We start from the raw sequence: 20,511 nt of genomic DNA, 5'->3' as shown, positions 1-20,511 counted from the left end.
CTTCACCGAAAGGACACCGCATGAAAGTCGCCGCCATCCAGATGGTTTCGGGCATCAGCCTGGACGTCAACCTCAGCGAAGCCCTGCGCCTGCTGCGCCAGGCCGCCGCGGGTGGGGCCGAGCTCGCGGTGCTGCCCGAGTACTTCTGCTTCATGGGCGCCAGGGACGAGGACAAGCTGGTGCTGGCCGAAACGCCCGGCCTGGGCAAGGTGCAGGACTTCCTCTCCGACGCCGCGCGCGACCTCAAGATGTGGATCGTCGGCGGCACGTTGCCCATGGCCACCGACGACCCCAGCCACGCGGCCAACGCCTCGGTGGTCTACGACCCGCGCGGCGAGAGCACCAGCCGCTACGACAAGATCCACCTGTTCCGCTACGACAACGGCACCGAGCACTACGACGAGGCCACGGTGCTGGTCGCGGGCGACACGCCCACCGTGTTCGAGTGCCGCGACCACGCAGGCCAGGACTGGCGCGTGGGCCAGAGCGTCTGCTACGACCTGCGCTTTGGCGAGCTCTACCGCATGCTCGCCGCCGACATCCTGCTCGTGCCGGCGGCCTTCACCTACACCACCGGCCGCTCGCACTGGGAGGTGCTGCTGCGCGCCCGCGCGATCGAGAACCAGGCCTTCGTGATCGCCAGCGCCCAGGGCGGCGTGCACGAGAACGGCCGCCGCACCTGGGGCCACAGCATGGTGATCGACCCCTGGGGCGAGGTGATGGCGCTGCAGGCCGAAGGCCCCGGCGTGGTGCTGGCCGACCTGGACATCGAGCGCCTGCGCAGCGTGCGCGAACAACTGCCTTCGCTGCAGCACCGCCGCCTCTGACCCTGTCGACCATGGAGCGCCCGCACTTCATCCGCGCGTGGCGCGAAAGCCTTCGCTCGCTCCGCTGGCGCCTGTGGGCGGCGCTGCTGCTGCTGGTGGTGACGCTGCTGGGGGTGCTGATCTTCCTGGCCGCGGAGTACGAAGAGTCGCGCGACCAGACCGCGCTGGAGCAGGACGCGGCCTCGCTCGTGAGCGACATCCGCAGCAGCCTGGTGCGCAACGTGCAGACCCTGCAGTCGCTGCACAGCGTGGCGCCCACGGCCGATTCCTGGGCCTTCCCGGCGGCCGAGCTGATGGCGCAGCACCGGGAAATCGTTCGGCTCGAATGGCGCGACAACGCGCAACAGGTGACCGCCGCGCGCGACACGCCCTTCATCCCCGAGCTGTTCGGTTACCTGGACCGCGACCAGGCCCTGCCCGAAGTGCGCCTGGCCTGCGACCACGCGCGGCGCCTGTCCGGGCCGGCCTACTCGAGCAGCTACTTCTGGCCGCTGCGCCACGGCAAGGGCCTGGAACTGATCGAGATGTGCCTGCCGGTGGCGCGCGCCGGCCTGCCCAATGGGTTCCTGGTGGCCACCTATTCGCTGCCCGGCCTGCTCTCGGAGCTGACCAACCGCGACCTGCTGCGCGGCCGGGGGCTGGCCTTCAACGAGGCCGACGGCACGCGCCTGGCCCTGCACAGCATCGTCACCGGCACGCGCCGCACCCTCACCGCGCGCCAGGTGCTCGACCTGCCGGGCCACACGCTGATCCTGCAGTTGCAGAGCCCGCGCCTGTTGCGCGGCCTGTTCCCCAATGTGCTCACCGCCATGGTCAGCGCGCTCTCGCTGGCGTTGCTGTCGGTGCTGTTCCTGCTCGGGCGCGACATCCGCCGCCGCCAGCGCGCCGAGATGGAGGTCGCCAAATCCCTGGCGTTCCGCAAGGCGATGGAAGACTCGCTGGTGACCGGCCTGCGCGCGCGCGACATGCAGGGCCGCATCACCTACGTGAACCCGGCCTTCTGCGACATGGTGGGCCTCACGGCCGAACAGCTCGTGGGCACCGGCCTGCCGGCGCCCTGGTGGCCACCCGAGCTGGTGGACGAGTACCAGCAGCGCCAGATGGTGCGGCTGGCCGGGCAGGTGCTGCCGCGCGAGGGCTACGAGTCGGTGTTCCAGCGGCCCGACGGCACGCGCTTCCCGGTGCTCATCATCGAGGCGCCGCTGATCGATGCGCAGGGCAAGCAGACGGGTTTCATGAGCGCCATCCTGGACCTGACCGAGCAGCGCCGCGTGGAAGACCTCAACCGCGCCTCGCAGGAGCGCCTGCAGGCCACCGCGCGCCTGGCCACCATGGGCGAGATGGCCTCGCTGCTGAGCCATGAGCTCAACCAGCCGCTGGCCGCGATCTCGAGCTACGCCAGCGGCACGCTCAACCTGCTGGAGCAGCCCGAGGGCTCGGGCGCGGCGGTGGCCGACCCGGTGCAGGCCGACCTGATGCAGGCCGTGCGGCGCATCGGCGAGCAGGCCGAGCGCGCGGCGCGTGTCATCAAGAGCGTGGCCGACTTCGTGCGGCGGCGCCAACAGGTGCGCGAGGCGGTCACGCCCAAGAGCCTGATCGACGCCATCCTGCCGCTGCTGAGCCTGCAGGCCAAGAAGCAGGGCATCCGCCTGCAGATCCAGGTCGCGCCCGAGTGCCCCTCGGTGCTGTGCGACCGCACCATGGTCGAACAGGTGCTGCTCAACCTCGCGCGCAACGGCATGCAGGCCATGCCGCTGACCGATCCGTCCTCGCGCATGAGCCTGCGCGTGCTGCGCCTGGAGGTGGGGCAGGCGCGCCTGCATTCGGGCCTCGCGCCGGGCGGCCTGCCGCAGAAGACCTGGGTCGCCTTCTCCGTCACCGACCATGGCCTGGGGCTGAGCGAGGAGGTGCAGGCCAAGCTGTTCACGCCCTTCTTCACCACCCGCGCCGAAGGCATGGGCCTGGGGCTGAGCCTGTGCCGCACCGTGATCGAGCAGCACGGCGGCGCGCTCACCCACGAGCCCAACGAGCCGCGCGGCACCGTGTTCCGCTTCACCCTGCCCGCGGCGCCGGTGCAGGTCGCTCCTCTATCATCGGGCGCATGACGCAGCATCCCGACGCGAAGATCTACCTCGTCGACGACGACGCCGAGGTGCGCCAGGCGCTGGCCTGGCTGCTGCGCACGCGCCGCCTGCTCAGCGAAGGCTACGACCATGCCGAGGCCTTCCAGGCCGAGGCCGCCGTGTGGACCCAGGCGCCCGAGGCGCCGTGCTGCGTGGTGCTCGACGTGCGCATGCCGGGCATGAGCGGGCTCACGCTGTTCGAGCGCATGCAGCAGCTGCCCTGGAAGGCCGCGGTGCCGGTGATCTTTCTCTCGGGCCACGCCGACGTGCCCACCGCGGTCGACGCCGTCAAGCGCGGCGCTTTCGACTTCTGCGAGAAACCGTTTTCGGACAACGCGCTGGTCGACCGCGTCGAGCAGGCGCTGGACCGCTCGGCGCAGGTGCTGGCCCAGCAGCGCATCCAGCGCGAGCTGCAGCAGCGCCTGGACAGCCTGACCGATCGCGAGCGCGACGTGATGGACCTGGTGATCGCCGGCCTGCCCAACAAGCTGGTGGCCGACCAGCTCAACATCAGCGTGCGCACGGTGGAGGTGCACCGCTCGCGCGTGTTCGACAAGATGGGCGTGAAGTCCGCGGTCGAACTGGCCAACGTGCTGCGCCCGCCGTGAGCGGCGGCGTTCGCCTCAGTCGCGCCGGGATGGCGGGGCTTCGACCTTCTCGCGTGGCGCCGCTTCCTCGGGCAACTCGCCTTTCTTGCGACCCGAAAACATGGTCCACCACACGATGAACACCAGCAACACCAGCGCGCCAAGCGCTTCAAGCAACAACAGGGTCATGGGAAGGAATGGCGTTTCTGCGAGGGGTGGAAAGAACGGCAGCGGCCAGAGGGCGCTGCGCTGGATCGGGAGCGCCCTGATTGTAGGAAGCCTGGCGTCCTGCGCGATCGACCCCCGCACCTATCCCCCCATGCCGCCTCCGGTCACCGGGGTGCCCCCGGTGGTGGCGGCGCCCGACGACACGGTGCTGCCCGCCCCGATGCAGCGCGGCAAGAGCCGCTGGGTGCCGGTGCGCTGGAGCGAACTGCCCGGCTGGGGGCAGGACAGCCTGCACGAGGTGTGGAACGCCTGGGTGCGCGGTTGCGAGCGGCCGGTGGCGGGCCATGCGGGCCTGTGCGCCGAAGTGCGCCAGCTCTCCATCGCCACCGCCGCCGAGCAGCAGGCCTGGGTGATGCGCCGCTTCCTGCCCTACCGCGTCACCGAGGTCGATGGCAGCCTGCCGGCCGGCCTGCTCACCGGTTACTACGAGCCCATCATGGCCGCCAGCCGCGTGCCCACCGCCACCTACCGCGTGCCGCTCTATGGCCCGCCGCCGGGGCTGCGGCCCGGCCAGCCCTGGCACAGCCGCCAGGAGATCGACACGCTGCCCGCCGCGCAGGCCGCGCTGCAGGGGCGCGCCGTGGCCTGGCTGGCCGACCCCATCGACGCGCTGATCCTGCAGATCCAGGGCTCTGGCCGCCTGAACATCGCCGAGGCCGACGGGCGCACGCGCCAGGTGCGGGTGGCCTTCGCGGCGCACAACGGCCATCCGTACCAGAGCGTGGGCCGCTGGCTGCTCGACCAGCGCGCCATCAACGAGGCCTCGTGGTCGGCCATCAAGGCCTGGGCCCTGCAGAACCCGCAGCGCCTCAACGAGATGCTGTGGAGCAACCCGCGCACCGTGTTCTTCCGCGAAGAGGCGCTGTCGGAGCTGGACGCGCGCTTCGGCCCGCGCGGTGCGCAGAACGTGCCGCTCACGCCCGGGCGCTCGATCGCGGTCGATCCGCAGAGCATTCCCTATGGCACGCCGGTGTGGCTGGCCACCCAGGGCCCGACGATGAACGCGCAGCGCCTGGTGATGGCGCAGGACACGGGCGGCGCCATCGTGGGCGCGGTGCGCGCCGACCTGTTCACGGGCTGGGGCGGCTGGAGCGACGAGGCCTATCTCACGGCCGCCGCGCTCAAGCAGCCGCTGCAGCTGTGGGCCTTGTGGCCGCGCTGACGCAGTGACAGCAGGTCGTTGGCCAGGTTGATCCGCGTGGCCGCGCCGGCGGGCCAGCGTTCGCCCGCGGCTTCGAAGTCCGGGTGCGTCAGGCGGATCATCAGCCGGTAGTGCTCGCGCAGTTGCGCCGGCTCGAAGTCCGGCGTCAGGCCCAGCAGGGTGTAGGGGTCCGAGCCCGGGCGCAGCATCACCGTGCGCACGAAGAAGCGCGCCGCGCGGCGCAGCTCGGGGTTGTGGGCGGCGGCCGCCGGCAGGCCCTCCACCGGGCGCCCGGCGGCCAGGCGCATCACGCTGTCGATGTGCGCGAACAGCGGGCGCGGTTCGCGCAGCGCCACGGGGTAGCGGCCGGGCGCGCGCTCGAAGGCCAGCAGGGCCGGCAGCAGGCGTCTCCCGTCGGGCGGGGTCATGTCAGGCGGCGGATGGGTCCAGCGTGGGCTCGATGCGGGTGCCCGGCGGCAACGCGACGGGGGCCGGGCTGCGCACCGGTGCCGGCTTGGGCGCGGGCGGGGCGCCGTGGCCGTAGTAGGCCGCGTAGGCGTGGTCGTTGCTGTGCTCGTTGCGGGCGTGCGTGAGCACCACGCCCATGGGGGCGAGGCCGGCGGTGCGCAGGCGGCGCAGCGCGTCCTTCATGCTGTCCTTGCGCGTGCCGCCGGCCTTCACCGCCAGCACGATGTTGGGGATCTGGTTGCCCAGCACGATCGCGTCCGCCAGGCCCAGCAGCGGCGGCCCGTCGATCACGACCTGCGTGTAGCCCAGGGCCTGCGCCTGCTCCAGCAGGGCGCCCAGCCGGGGCCCCATCAGCAGCTCCACCGGGTCGGGCGGCGTGGGGCCCGAGGTGATGACACCCAGGTTCGCCACCGCCGTCTCCTGGATCACGCCCTGGATCGCGCGGTCGGCCTCCAGCAGGCTGGACAGGCCGCGCTCGTTGGACAGCTTGAGCATCTTGTGCAGCCCGCCCTTGCGCATGTCGGCATCGATCAGCAGGACCCTCTGGCCGAGTTGGGCGAAGTTGATGGCCAGCGCGAGCGCGGTGGTGCTCTTGCCCTCGCCGTTGCCACAGCTGGTCACCATGAAGCGCTGGGGCGGGCCGTCGGGCGAGCCGAACTGCAGCACGGTGCGCACCGAGCGGTAGGACTCGGCGAAGGTGCTGCGCGGCTCGCGGTGCGCCAGCAGGGCCACCGGTTCGCGGCGCACCCGGGGGCCCCGGGTGAACGGGATCAGGCCCAGCAGGGGCAGCTGGTAAGAGCCCTCGATGTCGTTGGCGCTCTTGACCGAGTCGTCCATCTGCTCGCGCAGCAGGGCGGCCAGCATGCCCAGGAACAGGCCCAGCACCAGGCCCAGCCCGATGTTGATCTTCAGGTTGGGCGAGGCCGGGAAGCGCGGCACCGCCGCCTGATCGACGATGCTCACGTTGTTGGTGGTGATGCCCGCGGTCACGCTGACCTCGCGCAGGCGCTGCAGCAGGCTGTCGTACACCTGCCGGTTGGTGTCCAGCTCGCGGCTGAGCAGGTTCATGTCCACGCTGCGGTCCTGCACGGTGAGCACCTCGCTGCGGCTGGCGGCCACCTTGTTCTTGAGCTGCTCTTCGGCCTTCACGGCGGCCATGTACTGGCCCTGGATGCTGGAGAGGATGTTGTTCACCTCGGTCTTGATGCGGCCATCGAGCTCGGCGATCTGGGCGCGCGCCTGCACCATGGCGGGGTAGTCCGGCTTGAACACGCTGCGGTTCTTGGCGTAGTCGGCCTCGAGCCGGGCGCGCTGCTCCTTGTAGGCGCGGATGGCCTCGTTGACCACCGCCTGGGGCGCGCTCTCGGGGTTGAGCCGGACCTGGTTGTACAGCGTCTCGGCCTTGATGCGCTCCTGCTGCGCCTGGGTCAGCGCGGTGGAGAAGTCCACGAAGGTCTGGGTGGTGGCGCTGCCCTTGTCGCCCAGGTTCAGGATCTGGTTCTTCTTGGCGTACTCGTTGATGACGCGCTCGCTTGCTTCCAGCTTGGCCTTGCTCTGGCGGATCTGCTCCTCCAGGAACTGGCGCGCGTAGATCGACGAGTCCAGCCGGCGCTCGATGTGCATGGCGATGAAGGCTTTGGCCATGGTGTTGGCGATGGCGGCGGCCAGATCCGGGTCGGCGTTGCGCACGCTGACCTGCACCAGGCGCGAGTTGCGCACCGGCTCCACGGTGACCGCCTGCTGGAACTGCGCCAACGTGCCCGCCCGGCTGAACGACTCGGGGCTGGACGGCACCGGTGCGATCAGCGCGTGCAGCTGGCTCCACGCTTGGCGGGCCAGGGCCGCGGCCTGGTCCAGCAGCCCGGTGCCGCTCACCACCCCGGCGGCTTCGGCGACGTCCGGTGAGGGCGGTGAACTCATGGCGCCCGGCTTGTGCAGGCCCATTTCATCGATCACGCGCTCGGCCAGGCTGCGGCTCTTGAGCAGCTCCACCTGGGTGCGCAACTGCAGCTGATCGGACAGCGGGCCCTCCTCCACCTCGACCTCGGTGTTGAAGCCCACCACCTTCTGCGCCGCGCGGTCGATCTGCAGCATGGCCGAGCTCTCGTACTGCGGCGTGAGGCTCAGCGTGTACACGCCGGCGGCCAGGGTGCCCAGGACGGCGATGCCCAGGATGGTCCCTTTGCGCCGCACCAGCGCGCGGTAGAGGGTCCGCAGGTCGATGCGGTCCTCGGTCAGCGCGATGGCTTCGCCGCGGGAGCGCGCCCGCTCGGACGGCGCGGCCTCGCGGTGCGGGCCCAGCGCGTCCCTCGGGTCGGGCACGAAGGGCAGGGGGTGTTGGTCGGTGGCCATGGCGGATCTCCCGTCACTTGAAAGGGTTGAGCGTGCTCAGGATGTCGCTGAAGAGCGAATCCCTCAGCGCGGTGCGCCGGGCGTTGCGCTGGACCACGATCACGTCGTCCGAGCGGATGTTCGGGTCCTTCTCCTGGCCCGCGCGCACCTTGTCGAGGTCGTAGGTGAACTGTTCGCGCGCGCCGCTGCTGCCGTGGCGGTAGACGACGATCTGGTTGATGTCGGCGTAGGGCGCGAAGCCGCCCGACAAGGCCAGGGCGCGCAGCAAGGTGAGCTGGCCCGTCACCGGGTAGATGCCCGGCCGGATCACCGCGCCTTCGATGGCGACGCGCTGCGTGGTGAACTCCTTGATGAAGAGCGAGACCTGCGGGTCCTGCAGGTACTTCTCCTGGTAGCGCTGGGCGATCAGCCGCTCCGCGGCCTGCGCCGTGAGCCCGGCCACCGGCACCTGGCCAATGAGCGGCAGCGAAACCTCGCCCGAGGCGTTCACGCGCACATCGCGCTTCATGTCGGGCACGCCGAACACGTCGAAGGCCATCAGGTCGTTGGGCGAGATGCGGTAGTTCGCGTCCACGCCCTCGGCGGGTGAGGGCGTGGGCCCGAGGGTGGCCCCGTTGGGGTCCAGCGGCGCGCTGGCCGGCACGGCCTGCGCCTTCGCGGCGTCCGCCGCCACGGGCGTCTGGGTCTGGGCCTGCAGCGGCCCGGCCGCGGCCAGGATCAGCATCCCGGTGGCCCAGAACACCCAGGGCCGGAGGGTCATGAAGAGCTGGTGGCGCATAGCGTTTCCCCTTTCTGGCCCAAGGCCAGCAATTGCGTTTCGAAGCGGCGCAGGACCACGTCCTGGCTCAACTCGGCCTCCGCGTAGCGGCGGCCGTTGGCGCCCCATTCGGCGCGGCGCACCGGGTCGGCCGCGAGTGCGCGCAGCGCGTCGGCCAGGGCGGCCGGGTTCTCGGGCGGCACCACGAGGCCGCAGGCGGCGTCCTGCACCACCACCCGGCACAGCTCGGTGCCGGGCAACGCGGTGGCGAGCACGGCGCGGCCGCTGGCCAGCATGCCGGTGAGCTTGGACGGCATCACCAGGTCCGCGGCATCGGCGCGCTGGGGCAGCAGGTGCACGTCGGCCAGGCCCAGCCAGTCGTTCAGGCGGTCCAGCGGTTGCAGGTCCAGGAAGCGCACGTTGGGCAGGCCCGCGCAGCGCGCCTGCAGGTCGGCCCGGCCGGAGCCGTTGCCCCCCAGCACCAGCTGGATGCGCGGCTCGTCCTGCAGCAGGCGGGCCACCTCGGCCAGGGTCTCCAGGCCTTGCTTGTTGCCCATGTTGCCGGAGTAGAGGGCCACCACGGCGTCGGGCGCCAGGCCCAGCTCGGCGCGGTAGGCGCTGGGCGCGGCCAGTGGCGTGATGCCGCTGATGTCGACCCAGTTCGGGAAGTGCAGCACCCGCTCGGCCGCCACGCCCTTGCGCCGCGCCCGGTCCACCATGCGGCCCGAGATGGTGGAGACGCGGTCGAAGCGGCGCATCAGCCAGCGCTCGGCGCGCTCGACCCAGCGGCGCAGCGTGGGGCCCTGGATCAGACCCAGGTCGAACGCGGCGTCCACCTCGTAGTCCTGGATGTGCAGCCAGCTGCTGGCGCCGCGCAGGGACGCGAAGGCCACCGCCGCGGGTGCGCACATCAGGGGCGGCTCCACCACCCACACCACGTCGGGTTTCCAGCGCCACTGCGCGCACAGCACCGGCAGGCTGCTCAGGGCGAAGCTGCCCAGGTGCAGCAGGCGCTTGAGGCCGCCGGGCTGGTGCGGCACCCACAGCGGCGCGCGCATCACCCGAACACCCTGCCAGGACTCGGTGCGGTAGCGCCGGGCGCTGTGGCCCTCGCCCACCTTCCAGGCCGGGTAGTAGGGCGGCGCGGTGATCACACGCACCTCGTGCCCCGCGGCGGCCAGCCACTGCGCCATCTCGCCGGTGTACTTGCCGATGCCGGTGAGTTCGGGCGCGAAGTTGATGCCGTAGATGAGCAGCTTCACGGCCGGCCTTTCGCTTTCGATGCCACCGCGCCGCCCACGAAGGCGCGCACGCCCATGAACTTCATCTGGTAGTGGCTGACGTTCTTGTGGCTTTGCGCGGAGACGATCAGGTAGAAGTTCTGCCGCCGGGCGATCTCGGGCACGTAGGGTGGGCCCGCTTCCAGCACCTGCCGGCCGTTGAGCCACCAGCGCACGGTGAGGGTGTCGGGGGAATAGGAGACGCCGAAGACGTTGGGCTGGGTGCGGTCCAGCGGTTCCTTCGACGTCGGGTTGGGGTTCTGGATCTTCTTGTAGTTGGGGTAGATGCCGGTCCAGGAAATCGCGGTGTGGTGGCCGCCGGGTCCGAAGCCGCCTTCGTCGATGTCCAGCTCGAACCAGCGCTCGAAACTTTTCGGATCGCCTTCGTACACGTCCTCCATGCGCAGGTTGTGCTCGATCGGCATCAGCCAGATGGCCGGGAAGTTGTCACGGTGGTTGGACGAGATCGCGACCTGCGCCTCGATGTAGAACGGCCGGTCGCCGCGCAGCAGGGGGAACTGGCCGGGGTGCGAGCTCATCTTCGCGGTGGCCATCACGCCGCCGCGCTGCAGCACCACGCCATCGTCGGCCTGCTCGTAGAGGCTGCGGTCTTTCGGCGGCGTGAAGTACAGGCCGTTGTAGTACTTGCGCCCGTCGGCCCGGCCCGTGAAGTCCACGTCGTCGACCCGGGGGCAATCGCGGAACAGCGGTTGCAGCGCGCCCACCTGCGTGGCGCCCTCCGGCGTCGAGGCGTCCTGGCAGATCAGCGCGTCGTTGGCGTGCGCCCAGGCGGGCCACGCCAGGCACAGGGCGGTGATGAACTGGGACGGGGTGGGGGTGTGCATGCCGGTCCTTTTCAAAGTCGGGGGGCGAGCTGCGGGTCGCGCACGTCGGTGGGCGCCACGGTGTCGCTTCGGGCCACCAGCTTGTGCCCGGTCAGTCGGCTCAATTCGGCGCAGATGGCGGCCTTGTCGTCGTGCAGGTGGGCCACGGCCCGTTCCAGCTCCATGACCTTGGCGCCCACCAGGAAGCGGTACCAACAGCCCTGCAGGAAGTGGTAGACCAGGCCGCTGCGGCCGTCCAGAAAACCGAGCTGGACGATGTAGCGGTACAGGAAATACAGCGTGGCGCTGACGGTGAACGGGATGCGGTTGTAGACACGCTCCTTGACCCATCGCTTGAACGAGGCCTGGAACGAGGCGCTGCGCGCGCTGAGCGCCTCGTCGCGGGCGAACAGGCCGAGCCGCTGGTTGAGCACCTCGATGGCCTCGCGCGTGGCGTACTTGTTGTGCTTGTCGGTGAAGTAGCTCAGGTCGTGCAGGTTGTGGTCGGCGAAGCCGCCGTCGAAGGTGACGGTGCGCCCGCCCCGGACCACCACGTGCTCGTCCATCCAGCGGTCTTCCACGCGGCCCTTGCCATGGCGCCAGAGCCGCAGCATCACGAGCGGGTAGCGCCCGCCGTGGCGCACCCAGCGGTCCATGAAGATGTGCTTGCGCTTGAGGTTCACGCCCACCACCTCGGCCGGCAGCCGCGGCAGTTTTTCGCCGATCTCCCGCGCGAGGTCGGGCTCGATGATCTCGTCGGCGTCCAGGCGCAGCACCCACTCGCCGCGGATGTCGAGCGTGTCGAGCGCCCACTGGAACTGCCGGGCCTGGTTGACGAAGGCGTGCGTGTGGACCTCGGCCCCGAGCCGTTGCGCGATCTCGGCGGTGCCGTCGCTGGAGCCGGAGTCGACCACCACGATCTGGTCCGTGAACGCCTGGATGGAGCGGATGGCGCGCTCCAGGTGGAGGGCTTCGTTGTAGGTCAGGATGACGGCGGTGATGCTCATCGGGGGGGCTCCTCAGGCGTGAAGGGTGGCGATCTCCGCCGCGGGCCTGCGCGGCGAGAAAGCCACCTTGGTGTCGGGCGCCACCGGCTCGCCGAAGGCGATCATCATGATCAGCCGCTCGCCCGCCGGGATGCCGCCGGCGCGGCGGATCGCGGCCTCGGTCTTGTGGTCGATCGCCAGGTTCAGCGGGCAGGCGCCCCAGCCCATGGAGCGGCAGGCGAACATCAGGCACATGGCGAACAGCGCGCCGTCGACGTAGGCCTGGTTGCGTTGCCCGGGCCCGCCCCAAGCGCAGATCTCCGAGCTCACCACGAACAGGTTGCCGACCGTTTCCGCAAAGCCGCGCGAGCCGCCCTGCAGCGCCAGCAGCTGCTGGATGAGGGCGGGGTCCTGGTAGGCATGGACCCGCGAGGACTGGCGGTTGCATTGCGAGGGCGCGAGCTGCGCGAGCGCGATCGCCTCCAGGATGCGGTCGGGGTGCAGCGGCGTGGACCGCATCGTGCGGATGCTCGAGCGGCTGGCCATCAGCTGCTGCAGGTTGTTCAGCGGCTGGCCCAGGAAGGAGTAGTCCCGAGTGCCGCCCTTCCAGGGCCTGGGCAGCTTGGCTTCCCAGGCTTTCAGGTAGCCCGAGATCTCGTCGAGCAAGGGGTCGCTCAGGCCCGCCTTGGCGTGGAAGTTCACGTAGGCGTCCAGCGCGCCCAGCGACATGTGGGCGGGAATCGGTGAGTGCCGGATGTCGTAGCGCGACAGCGCGTTCATGACGAAACGGATCTTGTCCTTGCCGAACAGCGGTTTCGGGTTCGGCAGGGACAGGCCCTTCTCGATCGTGTGGGCCTCGATGAGGATCTTGTAGAACGCGCGCCGGGACGGGTCCACGAAGGGCGAGTACGAGTTGAAGCGCAGGAACAGCACGGCGTCGCGAAAGGCCTCGCTGAAGATGCCGGCCACCTTGAGCAGCTTGTCAAACATGGTGGCGCTCCTTCACCACGCGGTCCTTGAGCTTGCGGCACGGGTGGCCGGCGCAGACGGACCAGGCCGGCATCTCCTTGGTCACGACCGAGCGCGCGCCGATGACGGCGCCTTCCCGGATCACCACGTTCGGGTGCACGAAACTCTCGGCCGCGATCCACACGTGGTCCTCGATCGTGATGGGGCCGGTGATCAGGGGCCGGGACAGGGAGCGGATGTCGTGCGAGCCGGCGCACAGGAAGGTGCGCTGGCTGACCGCGACCTTGGAGCCGAGGGTGATGCGGTCCATGCTGTAGCAGTCCACGCCGTCGCCGAGGGCCGAGAACTCACCCATGCTCAGGTTCCACGGCGCCCAGACGCGGCACGAGGGCGCGATGCGGCAACCGGTGCCGACCTGGGCCCCGAACGAGCGCAGCAGGAAGCGCCGCCAGCCGTGCAGGGCCCAGCGCGGCGTGGGCCGGAACCCGAGCAGCCACACCAGCTCCCAGGCCCAGCGCCGCAGCTTGTCCGTGGAGCTGAACCGGTTGCGGTACCTCAGCGCGCCGAAGTCGCTCATGGGGTTCATGGCGCCACCGCCTTCAGTTGCCCGTTCAGAAATTCGTTGCCGGCCTGCCGCAGGTCCGCCAGCCGCTGGTCCACGGCGGCCCAGTCGATCGCCGTGGCCATCAGGGCCTCGGTCTGCTGCGCCGAGAACGACGCCGCGAAACGGTTTTCCAGACCGACGGCCCGCAGCAGGTGGATGGCGCGGGCATTGGCGGCGGCCTTGTCGCCGGTCAGCCCGGCCACGATGAAGGGCTTCTTGAACAGCAGCGAGAACACGGTGCCGTGGAACGAGTTGGTCACGACGAAACGCGCGTTCTTGACCAGGGCCACCCACTCGGCCGGATCGGGATAGACCGTCTGGCCGATCTCGACCCAGCGCCGGTGCGGGTTGTGCGGCGAGAGGATGGGGCAGCTCAGTTGGCTGGCCACGAGCTCGGCGGTCTGGCGGATGTTGTCGGGCGAGCGCAGCCCGTAGCAGAAGAGGTAGGGCTCGGTGCCGGGGCCGGCGGTGGGCGCCGGGTCGGTCAGTTCCGCGTAGCTGTTGAGCAGCAGGGTCGGGTCGGGCACGTTGGCGGGGCGCTGCCCGGTGGTGCGCTCGACCAGCGTGGCGCCGGAGGCCTCGCGCACCGAGATCGCGTCGAAGTGGTGCAGCAGCTCGGGCAGCTGCGCGGCCTCGTCCGGGGACACGCGGTCGCGGCCGAAGCTCGCGGCGTATGAAATCTTGCGGGCCCGGAACGACTGCGCGAAGGCCAGGAAGTAGTTCGGGTCGAAACCGAAATGCTGGGACGGGCTCCAGATCTGGTCGCTGCCCGCCACGATCAGGTCGTAGGCCTGCGCCGCGGCGAGCGAGGCGCCGTTGTCCGTGGGCGCGGCATCGGTGGAGATGCCCAGGAAATGTTCCCGGAAGCGCACGAACTTCTCCCGCTGGCCCCGGTGGCCGAAGTGCTGGTGGAGGAACGAGGACACCGCCAGGTAGACCACCTTCAGGTCGGCCTTGAGCTTGGCCGGCGAGGTGGGCACGCAGAGGCGCCCGCCGCGCTCGATGTGCGCGGGCCGGTAGTCGATGAAGCTGGCGCGGTGGCCCCGCTCCGTCAACCAGCGGCGCAGGGCATAGGCCTGCAGCGCGGCACCGTAGTTGTCGCTGAAATGGAAGGTGAGAATGCCGATGTTCATTGGGACACCTCCGGTTTCCAGGCCAGGCTGGCCGGCTCGGCGGCCAGCAGGCGCAGGACGTTCTTCTGAAAGCGCGCGGCCACCGCGGCACCGCCCAGGCGGGTGGACTCGGCGGCCGCCAGCGCGGCGCGGTTCCAGTGGAAGTCCTGGCAGATGCTTTGCAGGCGCTCGCGCAGCGAGCGGGCGTTGCCGGCCTCGAACACGTAGCCGTTGCGCCCGTTCTCGATCACGTCGCTGGCCCCGCAGCGGTTGCTGCAGATCACCGGCGTGCCCACCATCAAGGCCTCGTTGACCACCGCGCCCCAGCCGTCGAAGCGGCTGGGCAGCACCAGCACGTCGGCGGCGGCCATGGCCGCGACGGTCTCGGCGTTGGGCAGGGCCGGCGAGAAATCCACCCGCTCGGCGATGCCGAGTTCATGGGCGAGCTGCTGGAGGTTCGCGGCCTCCTGGCCCTGCCCGATGATGCGCAGGTGGGCCGAGGGCACGGCGAGCTGGCTGAACGCCTGCAGCAGCACATCGATCCGCTTGCGCGGAATCAGCTGGCCCGCGTAGAGGATCTCCTTGTGCCCGCGCCGCACCGGCGCGTGCCGCACCGGCGTGCAGTCCACCACGTGCACGAAGGGCACGATGCGCTCGCGGGGGTAGCCGCAGGCGGAGAAGAAGCGCGCGCCGCCGTAGCGGCCCGAGTGGCCGATGCAGAACACGCCGCTGAGGTGGCGGCGGTAGCGCAGCGCGTCCCAGGTGTAGGCCAGCCAGCGGGGCAGCAGGCGCGCGCCCGGCTCGTAGCGGTTCTCCGTCATCAGGAAGCGGTGCACCGGCGCGCCCAGGCTGGCCTGGAAGGCGGCCAGCGGCAGCGCGAAACCGCGCAGGCCGAAGAACACCTGCACCGAGCCGGGCAACGAAGCGAGCTCGGCGGTCTGGGCCGGCGTGGGCGCCCGGTGCACCTGGACCTGGCCGGTGTCGGGCACCGGGTAGCCGCGGTCGCGGTAGTAGGCGGGCAGGTCCTGCGTCACGCACCAGTGCACGGTGTTGCCGGGCAGCTCGGCCAGGGCACGGATGTACGCGGCCTGGTGGAACATGAGGTAGGAATGCCAGAAGACGTAGGTCATGGTGAGAATCCCGCGGGGTGGCGCAGGACGGGGCCTGGCGATGGAGGAAGGGCCGCGGCGCGAAGCCGGGGCGGGCCGAGGTTGAGTTGCAGGAGCAGCAACAGGATCAGCAGCGAGAAGGGGTTGCCGACCGCGATCAGGTAGCGGTTGAAGACCGACTGCACCAGCGCGAACAACAGCATCGAGCCGCTGAGGAAGAGGGTCGGGTTCATCGCGCCGGTGTCGAAGCCGCGGCGCAGGGCGCGCCATGCGGTGAACAGGAAGGTCAGGGCGATCAGCCCGCCCAGCACCACGCCGTGTTCGAGCGCGAGGTTGATGTAGGAGCTCTCCACCGGAAAGCCGATCACCTCGGGGCCGGCGGCGCGCACGCCCCGGCCGGTGAAGAACAGCACCGGGTCGGAGAACACGAGCTCGATGCCGTCGCGCCACAGGTCCTCGCGGCCCGTCGCGCCCGAGGCCGTGCCGCGCGTGGGCGAGTCCAGGTCCAGGATGGTGCTCAGGTAGCCGGCGATGGCGCCCGCCTTGGCCAGGCCGAGGGCCAGCGCGCCGACGGCCGCGAGGCCCAGGGCGGTGCGCGCGCGGCGGGAGCCGCGCCAGGCGATGAGCAGCACGGCGACGGCGCCCGTGACCCCCAGGGCCAGCAGGCTGGCCCGCGCGGACGCCGCCAGCACCATGCTCAGGCACAGCCCGGACATCGCCAGCGCGAACAGCTTCTGGTGGGCGCGGGTGCTGCCGAGGAAGTGCTGGAAGAACAGCAGGCTGCCCCCGCCGTACACCAGGCCGGCGAGGTTGGGGTGCATGCCCAGCGGCGTGAAGCGCACCAGCCCCACGCTGCGCTCGACCGTGCCCACCACCGAGGTCAGGTAGTCGGCCGGCTGGACCACCAGCACGGAGGCGATCAGGGCGATGTAGACGCGCCGGAACACCTGGTCGACGCTGGGCCCCCAGGGCTGGCGCGCCAGCACCGCGGCCGAGACCAGCACCATCAGGAACATGGCACCGTATGCGACCGACATCGTGTTCTCGCGCGCGAAGGCCACCAGCATGGCGAACAGGAAAGCGCCGCCCACGATGTACTCGGCGGTGCTGAGCTCGATGCGGCGCGTGTCCCCCGCCAGCAGGGCCAGAAAACCGGCACCGATGAACAGCGCGACCGAGCCCATCTGCACGGCCTGGAACGCCGGGCCTTCCACGTACCAGCCGCCCAGGTAGACGGCCAAGCCGAGCAGCCACAGCGAGAGCAGGCGCAGCAGCGGGCTCATGGCGCGGGCGCCCGCTTGAAGGCGCAGTGCAGGGCCGACATGGCGGGCAGCCATTCGGGCGAGGCCGTGATGTGCCGCAGTTCGTCGACGGTGCGGGTCAGGCGCTGCGGCTGGTGCGTGGAGATGAGCAGCCGGCTCTCGAAACGGGCCAGCGCATAGGCCAGGGCGAGCGATCCGGTGGCACTGGCCGGGTCGGTGCCTTCGGGCAGCAGGCTGGCCAGCCGGGCCTTGAGCTGGGGGTCGCGCGCCATCGCGGGCCCGATGGCCGGCGCCACGAAGCGCAGGGCGCCGTGCAGCACGTCGTCCGCGGCCACCGGTGTCCACTCGGCGCCCGGGGCCGGGCTGCGGTATTGCGACACGGCGCCGAAGCGCACGAGCTGGTTCATCGGTGCGCCGGTGGAACTGCCGTAGGCACCGAGCTGGCCCTGGGCGACGTAGCGGTCGAGCAGCTCCCGCAAGGGGGCCAGCGTGTGGTGCGGCTGCGCCTCGTGCAGCAGCAGGCAGTCCACGCGCTCGCGCTGCAGCTGCCGCAGGCTGGCCTCGAAGGACTGGGCGATGAACCCGGTGTCGAAGTTGCCGGCGGGGGCGCGCCGGACCATGCCCTTGAGCACGGCTTGGCGCAGGCCGGGCACCCAGCGGGCCAGCGGCTTGACCACGGCCCGGGCCTTCTGCATCAGGCCGGGCGAGGCGGGGCGGGCCAGCCCGGCCTTGGTCACCACGGTCACGTCCTCCTGCCGGCCCTTGAGGGCCTCGCCCAGCACGGATTCGGACGCGCCGAGCCCATAGGGCGGCGCGGTGTCGAAGTGGCGGATGCCCTGGTCCAGCGCCGCGTGGATCAGGCGCAGCGAGGTCGCCTTGTCGGCGCCGCCGTTGAGGCGGCCGCAGCCGAAGCCCAGCCGCTGGGTCATCAGGTCGTTGGCGGTGAGGTTCATACAGGGACCTCCGGGCGCAGCTGCTCGGCCAGCCGGGCCGTGAGCGCCATGGCGGTGAAGGTGGGGTTGGCGTAGCTGGAGGTGCGGAACACCGCGGCCCCGGCGACGTAGAGGTTGTCCGTGCCGAACACGCGCAGCCCGCGGTCGACCACGCCGTCGCGCGCGTGGTGGCCCATGCGGGCGCCGCCGCACTGGTGGTAGGTGTCGGTGGCCTGGTCCAGCGCGCGCGCGTCCTCGTTGGCGAGCAGCGCGTCGATCTCCACCCGCGCCAGCCCGGCCGCCTGCAGGCTGTCGCCGATGCGGCGCATGAAGCCGGCCATGGCGCGCAGCTCGGGCTGGCCGCCGATGCGCCAGTCCAGCTTGGCCAGCGGCATGCCGAAGCGGTCCTTGCGCTGCGGGTCGAGGGTGATGCGGCTGTCGTGGCGCGGCAGCTGCTCGGCGTGCATGACGAGCCAGACGCCGCGGTCGGCCGGGTTGTGGATGCGGTGGTGCCGCAGGTACTGCACGACCATCGGCAGCCAGGCGCTGCCCATGCCGCGCAGGTGGCGCAACAGCTCGCCCAGGCCCTGACGCGGCAGCGCGCCGCGCCGCAGCGACCTGGCCATCACCTTCAGGTGCTGCAGGTGCTCGGCGATGCTGGACTCGAACGCGAAATAGCCGGTGACCTGCAGCGCCGGGTCGGCGGCGAGGGCGCCCGCGCCGGCGCTGGCGCTGGCCAGCCGCAGCTTGGGCTGGTACTTGTGGCCGCCGAGCACGATGTTCTGGAAGGTGCGCAGGAAGCGCGGCTTGTCCAGCGGGTGCACGCGCCCGCCGCGCATTTCCAGGTGGTCCTGGAAACCGGCGCCCACCCAGGGGTTGCCGACCCAGGGGGCCTGGGGCTGCTCGGCCGCGCAGGCCAGCAGCAGGCGGGCGATCTCGATGGTGCCGTTGGCCAGCACCACGCGCTGGCCGGCGATGGCGGTGAGGCTGCCGTCGGGCCGCGCCACGCGGACCGTGCTGACGCGCTCGCCGTCGGGCGACAGGTCCAGGCCCGTGGCGTGGGCGTGCAGCAGCACCGTGAGCTTGGGCGCGTTCTGCAGGCGCTCGCGGAAGTGGCGCGCCATGGCGGGCTCCTTGAGCCAGCGCGTGAGGAACAGCGTGAACCCGGGAATGTCGGGGTAGCCGCCGCCGAAGAGCTTGCGCGCCTGGGGCGTGTGCTCGTCGAGCGCGTCGGCCAGCCGCAGTTCCTTGGCCACGGCCTCGTACCAGGGCAGCAGCTCCTCGTAGGTGATGGGCCAGGGCGCGTCCGACACGCCGGCGCGGGCCTCGAAATCCGAGGGCACGAAGCCGGTGAGCTGGCCGCCCCAGAGGTTGGAGGTGCCGCCCAGCGCGCGCCCGCGCGCCACGGCGATGCCGCTGTGGGCCCGGCCGACGACGGTGGCGTCGTTGAGCGCCTGGGCCGGCGTTTCGAAACCGCCGCCGCCGCTCTCCAGCACCGTCACGCGCTGGCCCTGGCGCTCGAGCAGCACGGCCAGCAACAGGGCCACCGTGCCGCCGCCGACGATGACGACGTCCTGCGCGGTCTCCGGTGGCGGCGCGTGGTTCAGGTCGATGATCATGCGGCGACCCCTGTGGCCGGCGGGCCCTGAAGCCGTTGCTGGCGGTGCAGGCGGCGCACGGCGCGCGTGGCGGTGAGCCAGACCAGGGCCTCGCCCAGCACCATGGCGGCCACCACGCCCGTCATGCCGGCGCTGCGCCAGACCAGCCAGGCCACCACCAGCGAGACCACGGCGGCCATCAGGCTCTGCGCGGCCAGGCCGGCATGGCGGTTGATGGACATGAGCACGACGCGCGGGACCTGGGTGGCCGAGCACACGGCGGCATAGAGCAGGAACAGCGCCATGCTGGTGGCGGTGAAGGGAATCTGGCCGTGCGTCCAGACCTCGAGCAGCCAGGGCGACACCAGGTACACCAGCAGCGCGCCCGCGGCGGCGATGAGCAGGCCCAGGTGCTTGGCCCGGCGGTACAGCTTCCAGAAGGCGTGGTCGTCCTGCTGGCCTTTGAGGGCGGTGAGCTCTGGCCAGAGCGGGTTGCTCAGCGCGTTGGTGACCTGCACCACGACCCGGGCGACGGTGCGGTAGGTGTTGAACACGGCGGTGGCGGCGGGGCCCAGCGTGGCCGCCACCAGCAGGGTGAAGCCTTGCAGGCTGAGCGCGTTGGTCATCGAGATCGAGAAGAACAGCGCACCCGGCGCGGCGGTCTGTCGCACGTCGGCCCAGCTGGCGCGCGCCACGCCCCAGCGCAGGAAATCGGTGCGCCGCTGGCTCAGGCCGATGCTCAGCGCCGTGTAGCCCAGCCGGGCCAGCAGGGCCGAGCTGGCCACGCCGATGAAGGTCTGCGTGAGCACCAGACCGGCCAGGCCACCGGCCCATTCGACCAGGCGCCCGGTGGTGACGAGGTAGGTGCCCGCCGCGTAGCCGCCGGTGGCCTTGTAGACCACCTCGGCCAGGCTGCAGAACAGGCTGAGCACCACGCTGAGGGACAGCAGCATGAGCACGGCCTTCCACTGCGGCGCCTGCAAGGTGGTGTCGGGCAACAGCAGCAGCGCGGCGCCCACCGCGAGCAGGGCCAGCAGCGAGACGCTCAGCAGAAAGGCCACGGCGCTCTGGAACACCCCGGCCGCGCGCGCCTTCTGGCCCTGCGTGATGAGACCGATCATCCGGTTGCACGAGGCGGTGGAGATGCCGGCGTCGGCCATCGACAGGTAGAAGGGCAGTGCCGTCAGGGCCAGCCAGTAGCCGTAGGTGGCCATGTCCCAATGGTGGAGGAAGACCGGCAAGGCCACCAGTTGCGTGCCGATGCTCACCGCCTGCGCATAACCGTAGGCGCCCGCGCCCGAGGCCATGCGGCGCGCGATGGACGCGCGGCGGGTGGGGGCGGTGCGCAAGGG

At 71.1% G+C, this 20,511-nt stretch carries 19 protein-coding genes; 4 read left to right on the top strand and 15 right to left on the bottom strand.

Going from position 1 to position 20,511, the window contains the following annotated elements:
• Nucleotides 1-20: 20 nt before the first annotated feature.
• From AC3WPZ_RS18940 to AC3WPZ_RS18930, 3 genes are read left to right on the top strand one after another with little or no spacing between them, the layout of a single operon-like run.
• Nucleotides 21-827, top strand: coding sequence for a carbon-nitrogen hydrolase family protein (locus AC3WPZ_RS18940; RefSeq protein ID WP_444687722.1), 807 nt, complete (start codon nt 21-23; stop codon nt 825-827).
• An 11-nt stretch (nt 828-838) separates the two neighbouring features.
• A complete protein-coding gene (locus tag AC3WPZ_RS18935; protein ID WP_444687721.1) occupies nt 839-2,932 on the top strand; it encodes a two-component system sensor histidine kinase NtrB in 2,094 nt (697 codons plus the stop codon).
• Nucleotides 2,929-3,558, top strand: coding sequence for a response regulator transcription factor (locus tag AC3WPZ_RS18930; protein ID WP_382152994.1), 630 nt, complete (start codon nt 2,929-2,931; stop codon nt 3,556-3,558). Before AC3WPZ_RS18935 ends, AC3WPZ_RS18930 begins: the two co-directional genes overlap by 4 nt.
• Before the next feature lie 15 nt (nt 3,559-3,573).
• On the opposite strand, the gene AC3WPZ_RS18925 is transcribed toward AC3WPZ_RS18930, so the two are convergent.
• Complete coding sequence (locus AC3WPZ_RS18925) at nt 3,574-3,726, bottom strand: hypothetical protein (protein ID WP_492440968.1); 153 nt, start codon at nt 3,724-3,726, stop codon at nt 3,574-3,576.
• Between AC3WPZ_RS18925 and mltA the strand changes: the two genes are divergently transcribed.
• On the top strand, nt 3,659-4,927 hold the full coding sequence (gene mltA, locus AC3WPZ_RS18920) for a murein transglycosylase A (protein WP_492440966.1): 1,269 nt from the start codon (nt 3,659-3,661) through the stop codon (nt 4,925-4,927). The genes AC3WPZ_RS18925 and mltA overlap by 68 nt on opposite strands.
• Here the strand turns inward: mltA and AC3WPZ_RS18915 are convergent.
• The 14 genes from AC3WPZ_RS18915 to AC3WPZ_RS18850 form a co-directional block, all read right to left on the bottom strand.
• Nucleotides 4,867-5,334: a J domain-containing protein gene (locus AC3WPZ_RS18915; protein ID WP_382153001.1), complete on the bottom strand. Its 468-nt coding sequence runs from the start codon at nt 5,332-5,334 to the stop codon at nt 4,867-4,869. The two genes, mltA and AC3WPZ_RS18915, sit on opposite strands and share 61 nt — an antisense overlap.
• A gap of 1 nt (nt 5,335) precedes the next feature.
• Nucleotides 5,336-7,726: a GumC family protein gene (locus tag AC3WPZ_RS18910; RefSeq protein WP_492440965.1), complete on the bottom strand. Its 2,391-nt coding sequence runs from the start codon at nt 7,724-7,726 to the stop codon at nt 5,336-5,338.
• Nucleotides 7,727-7,739: 13 nt separating this feature from the next.
• Entirely contained in the window at nt 7,740-8,486 is a 747-nt protein-coding gene (locus AC3WPZ_RS18905; RefSeq protein WP_382153007.1) for a polysaccharide biosynthesis/export family protein, read from the bottom strand.
• Nucleotides 8,483-9,745: a glycosyltransferase WbuB gene (locus AC3WPZ_RS18900; RefSeq protein ID WP_492440963.1), complete on the bottom strand. Its 1,263-nt coding sequence runs from the start codon at nt 9,743-9,745 to the stop codon at nt 8,483-8,485. The genes AC3WPZ_RS18905 and AC3WPZ_RS18900 overlap by 4 nt, the downstream gene beginning before the upstream one ends.
• Complete coding sequence (locus AC3WPZ_RS18895) at nt 9,742-10,608, bottom strand: LamG domain-containing protein (RefSeq protein ID WP_444687715.1); 867 nt, start codon at nt 10,606-10,608, stop codon at nt 9,742-9,744. The genes AC3WPZ_RS18900 and AC3WPZ_RS18895 overlap by 4 nt, the downstream gene beginning before the upstream one ends.
• A gap of 11 nt (nt 10,609-10,619) precedes the next feature.
• A complete protein-coding gene (locus AC3WPZ_RS18890; RefSeq protein ID WP_492440960.1) occupies nt 10,620-11,594 on the bottom strand; it encodes a glycosyltransferase family 2 protein in 975 nt (324 codons plus the stop codon).
• Nucleotides 11,595-11,606: 12 nt separating this feature from the next.
• Nucleotides 11,607-12,563, bottom strand: a complete 957-nt coding sequence (locus AC3WPZ_RS18885; RefSeq protein ID WP_382153015.1) for a nitroreductase family protein — start codon at nt 12,561-12,563, stop codon at nt 11,607-11,609.
• Complete coding sequence (locus AC3WPZ_RS18880; RefSeq protein ID WP_444687712.1) at nt 12,556-13,128, bottom strand: LbetaH domain-containing protein; 573 nt, start codon at nt 13,126-13,128, stop codon at nt 12,556-12,558. Before AC3WPZ_RS18880 ends, AC3WPZ_RS18885 begins: the two co-directional genes overlap by 8 nt.
• Nucleotides 13,125-14,279 (bottom strand): polysaccharide pyruvyl transferase family protein, encoded by a 1,155-nt coding sequence (locus AC3WPZ_RS18875; RefSeq protein ID WP_382322286.1) that lies wholly within the window; start codon nt 14,277-14,279, stop codon nt 13,125-13,127. The genes AC3WPZ_RS18880 and AC3WPZ_RS18875 overlap by 4 nt, the downstream gene beginning before the upstream one ends.
• On the bottom strand, nt 14,276-15,388 hold the full coding sequence (locus AC3WPZ_RS18870) for a glycosyltransferase (protein ID WP_382322285.1): 1,113 nt from the start codon (nt 15,386-15,388) through the stop codon (nt 14,276-14,278). Before AC3WPZ_RS18870 ends, AC3WPZ_RS18875 begins: the two co-directional genes overlap by 4 nt.
• Nucleotides 15,385-16,650 (bottom strand): O-antigen ligase family protein, encoded by a 1,266-nt coding sequence (locus AC3WPZ_RS18865; RefSeq protein WP_492440958.1) that lies wholly within the window; start codon nt 16,648-16,650, stop codon nt 15,385-15,387. The genes AC3WPZ_RS18870 and AC3WPZ_RS18865 overlap by 4 nt, the downstream gene beginning before the upstream one ends.
• A complete protein-coding gene (locus tag AC3WPZ_RS18860; RefSeq protein ID WP_492440956.1) occupies nt 16,647-17,582 on the bottom strand; it encodes an aldo/keto reductase in 936 nt (311 codons plus the stop codon). The genes AC3WPZ_RS18865 and AC3WPZ_RS18860 overlap by 4 nt, the downstream gene beginning before the upstream one ends.
• Nucleotides 17,579-19,180 (bottom strand): GMC oxidoreductase, encoded by a 1,602-nt coding sequence (locus AC3WPZ_RS18855; protein ID WP_492440954.1) that lies wholly within the window; start codon nt 19,178-19,180, stop codon nt 17,579-17,581. The genes AC3WPZ_RS18860 and AC3WPZ_RS18855 overlap by 4 nt, the downstream gene beginning before the upstream one ends.
• A partial coding sequence (locus AC3WPZ_RS18850) for a lipopolysaccharide biosynthesis protein (RefSeq protein ID WP_492440952.1) occupies nt 19,177-20,511 on the bottom strand: 1,335 nt, incomplete at its 5' end. The genes AC3WPZ_RS18855 and AC3WPZ_RS18850, both read right to left, overlap by 4 nt.

Source organism: Hydrogenophaga sp. FW305-3-2-15-A-LB1 (genome assembly GCF_058787875.1).
Note: the sequence above shows the minus strand (reverse complement) of the source record. Positions and strands in the feature narration are given on the sequence as shown.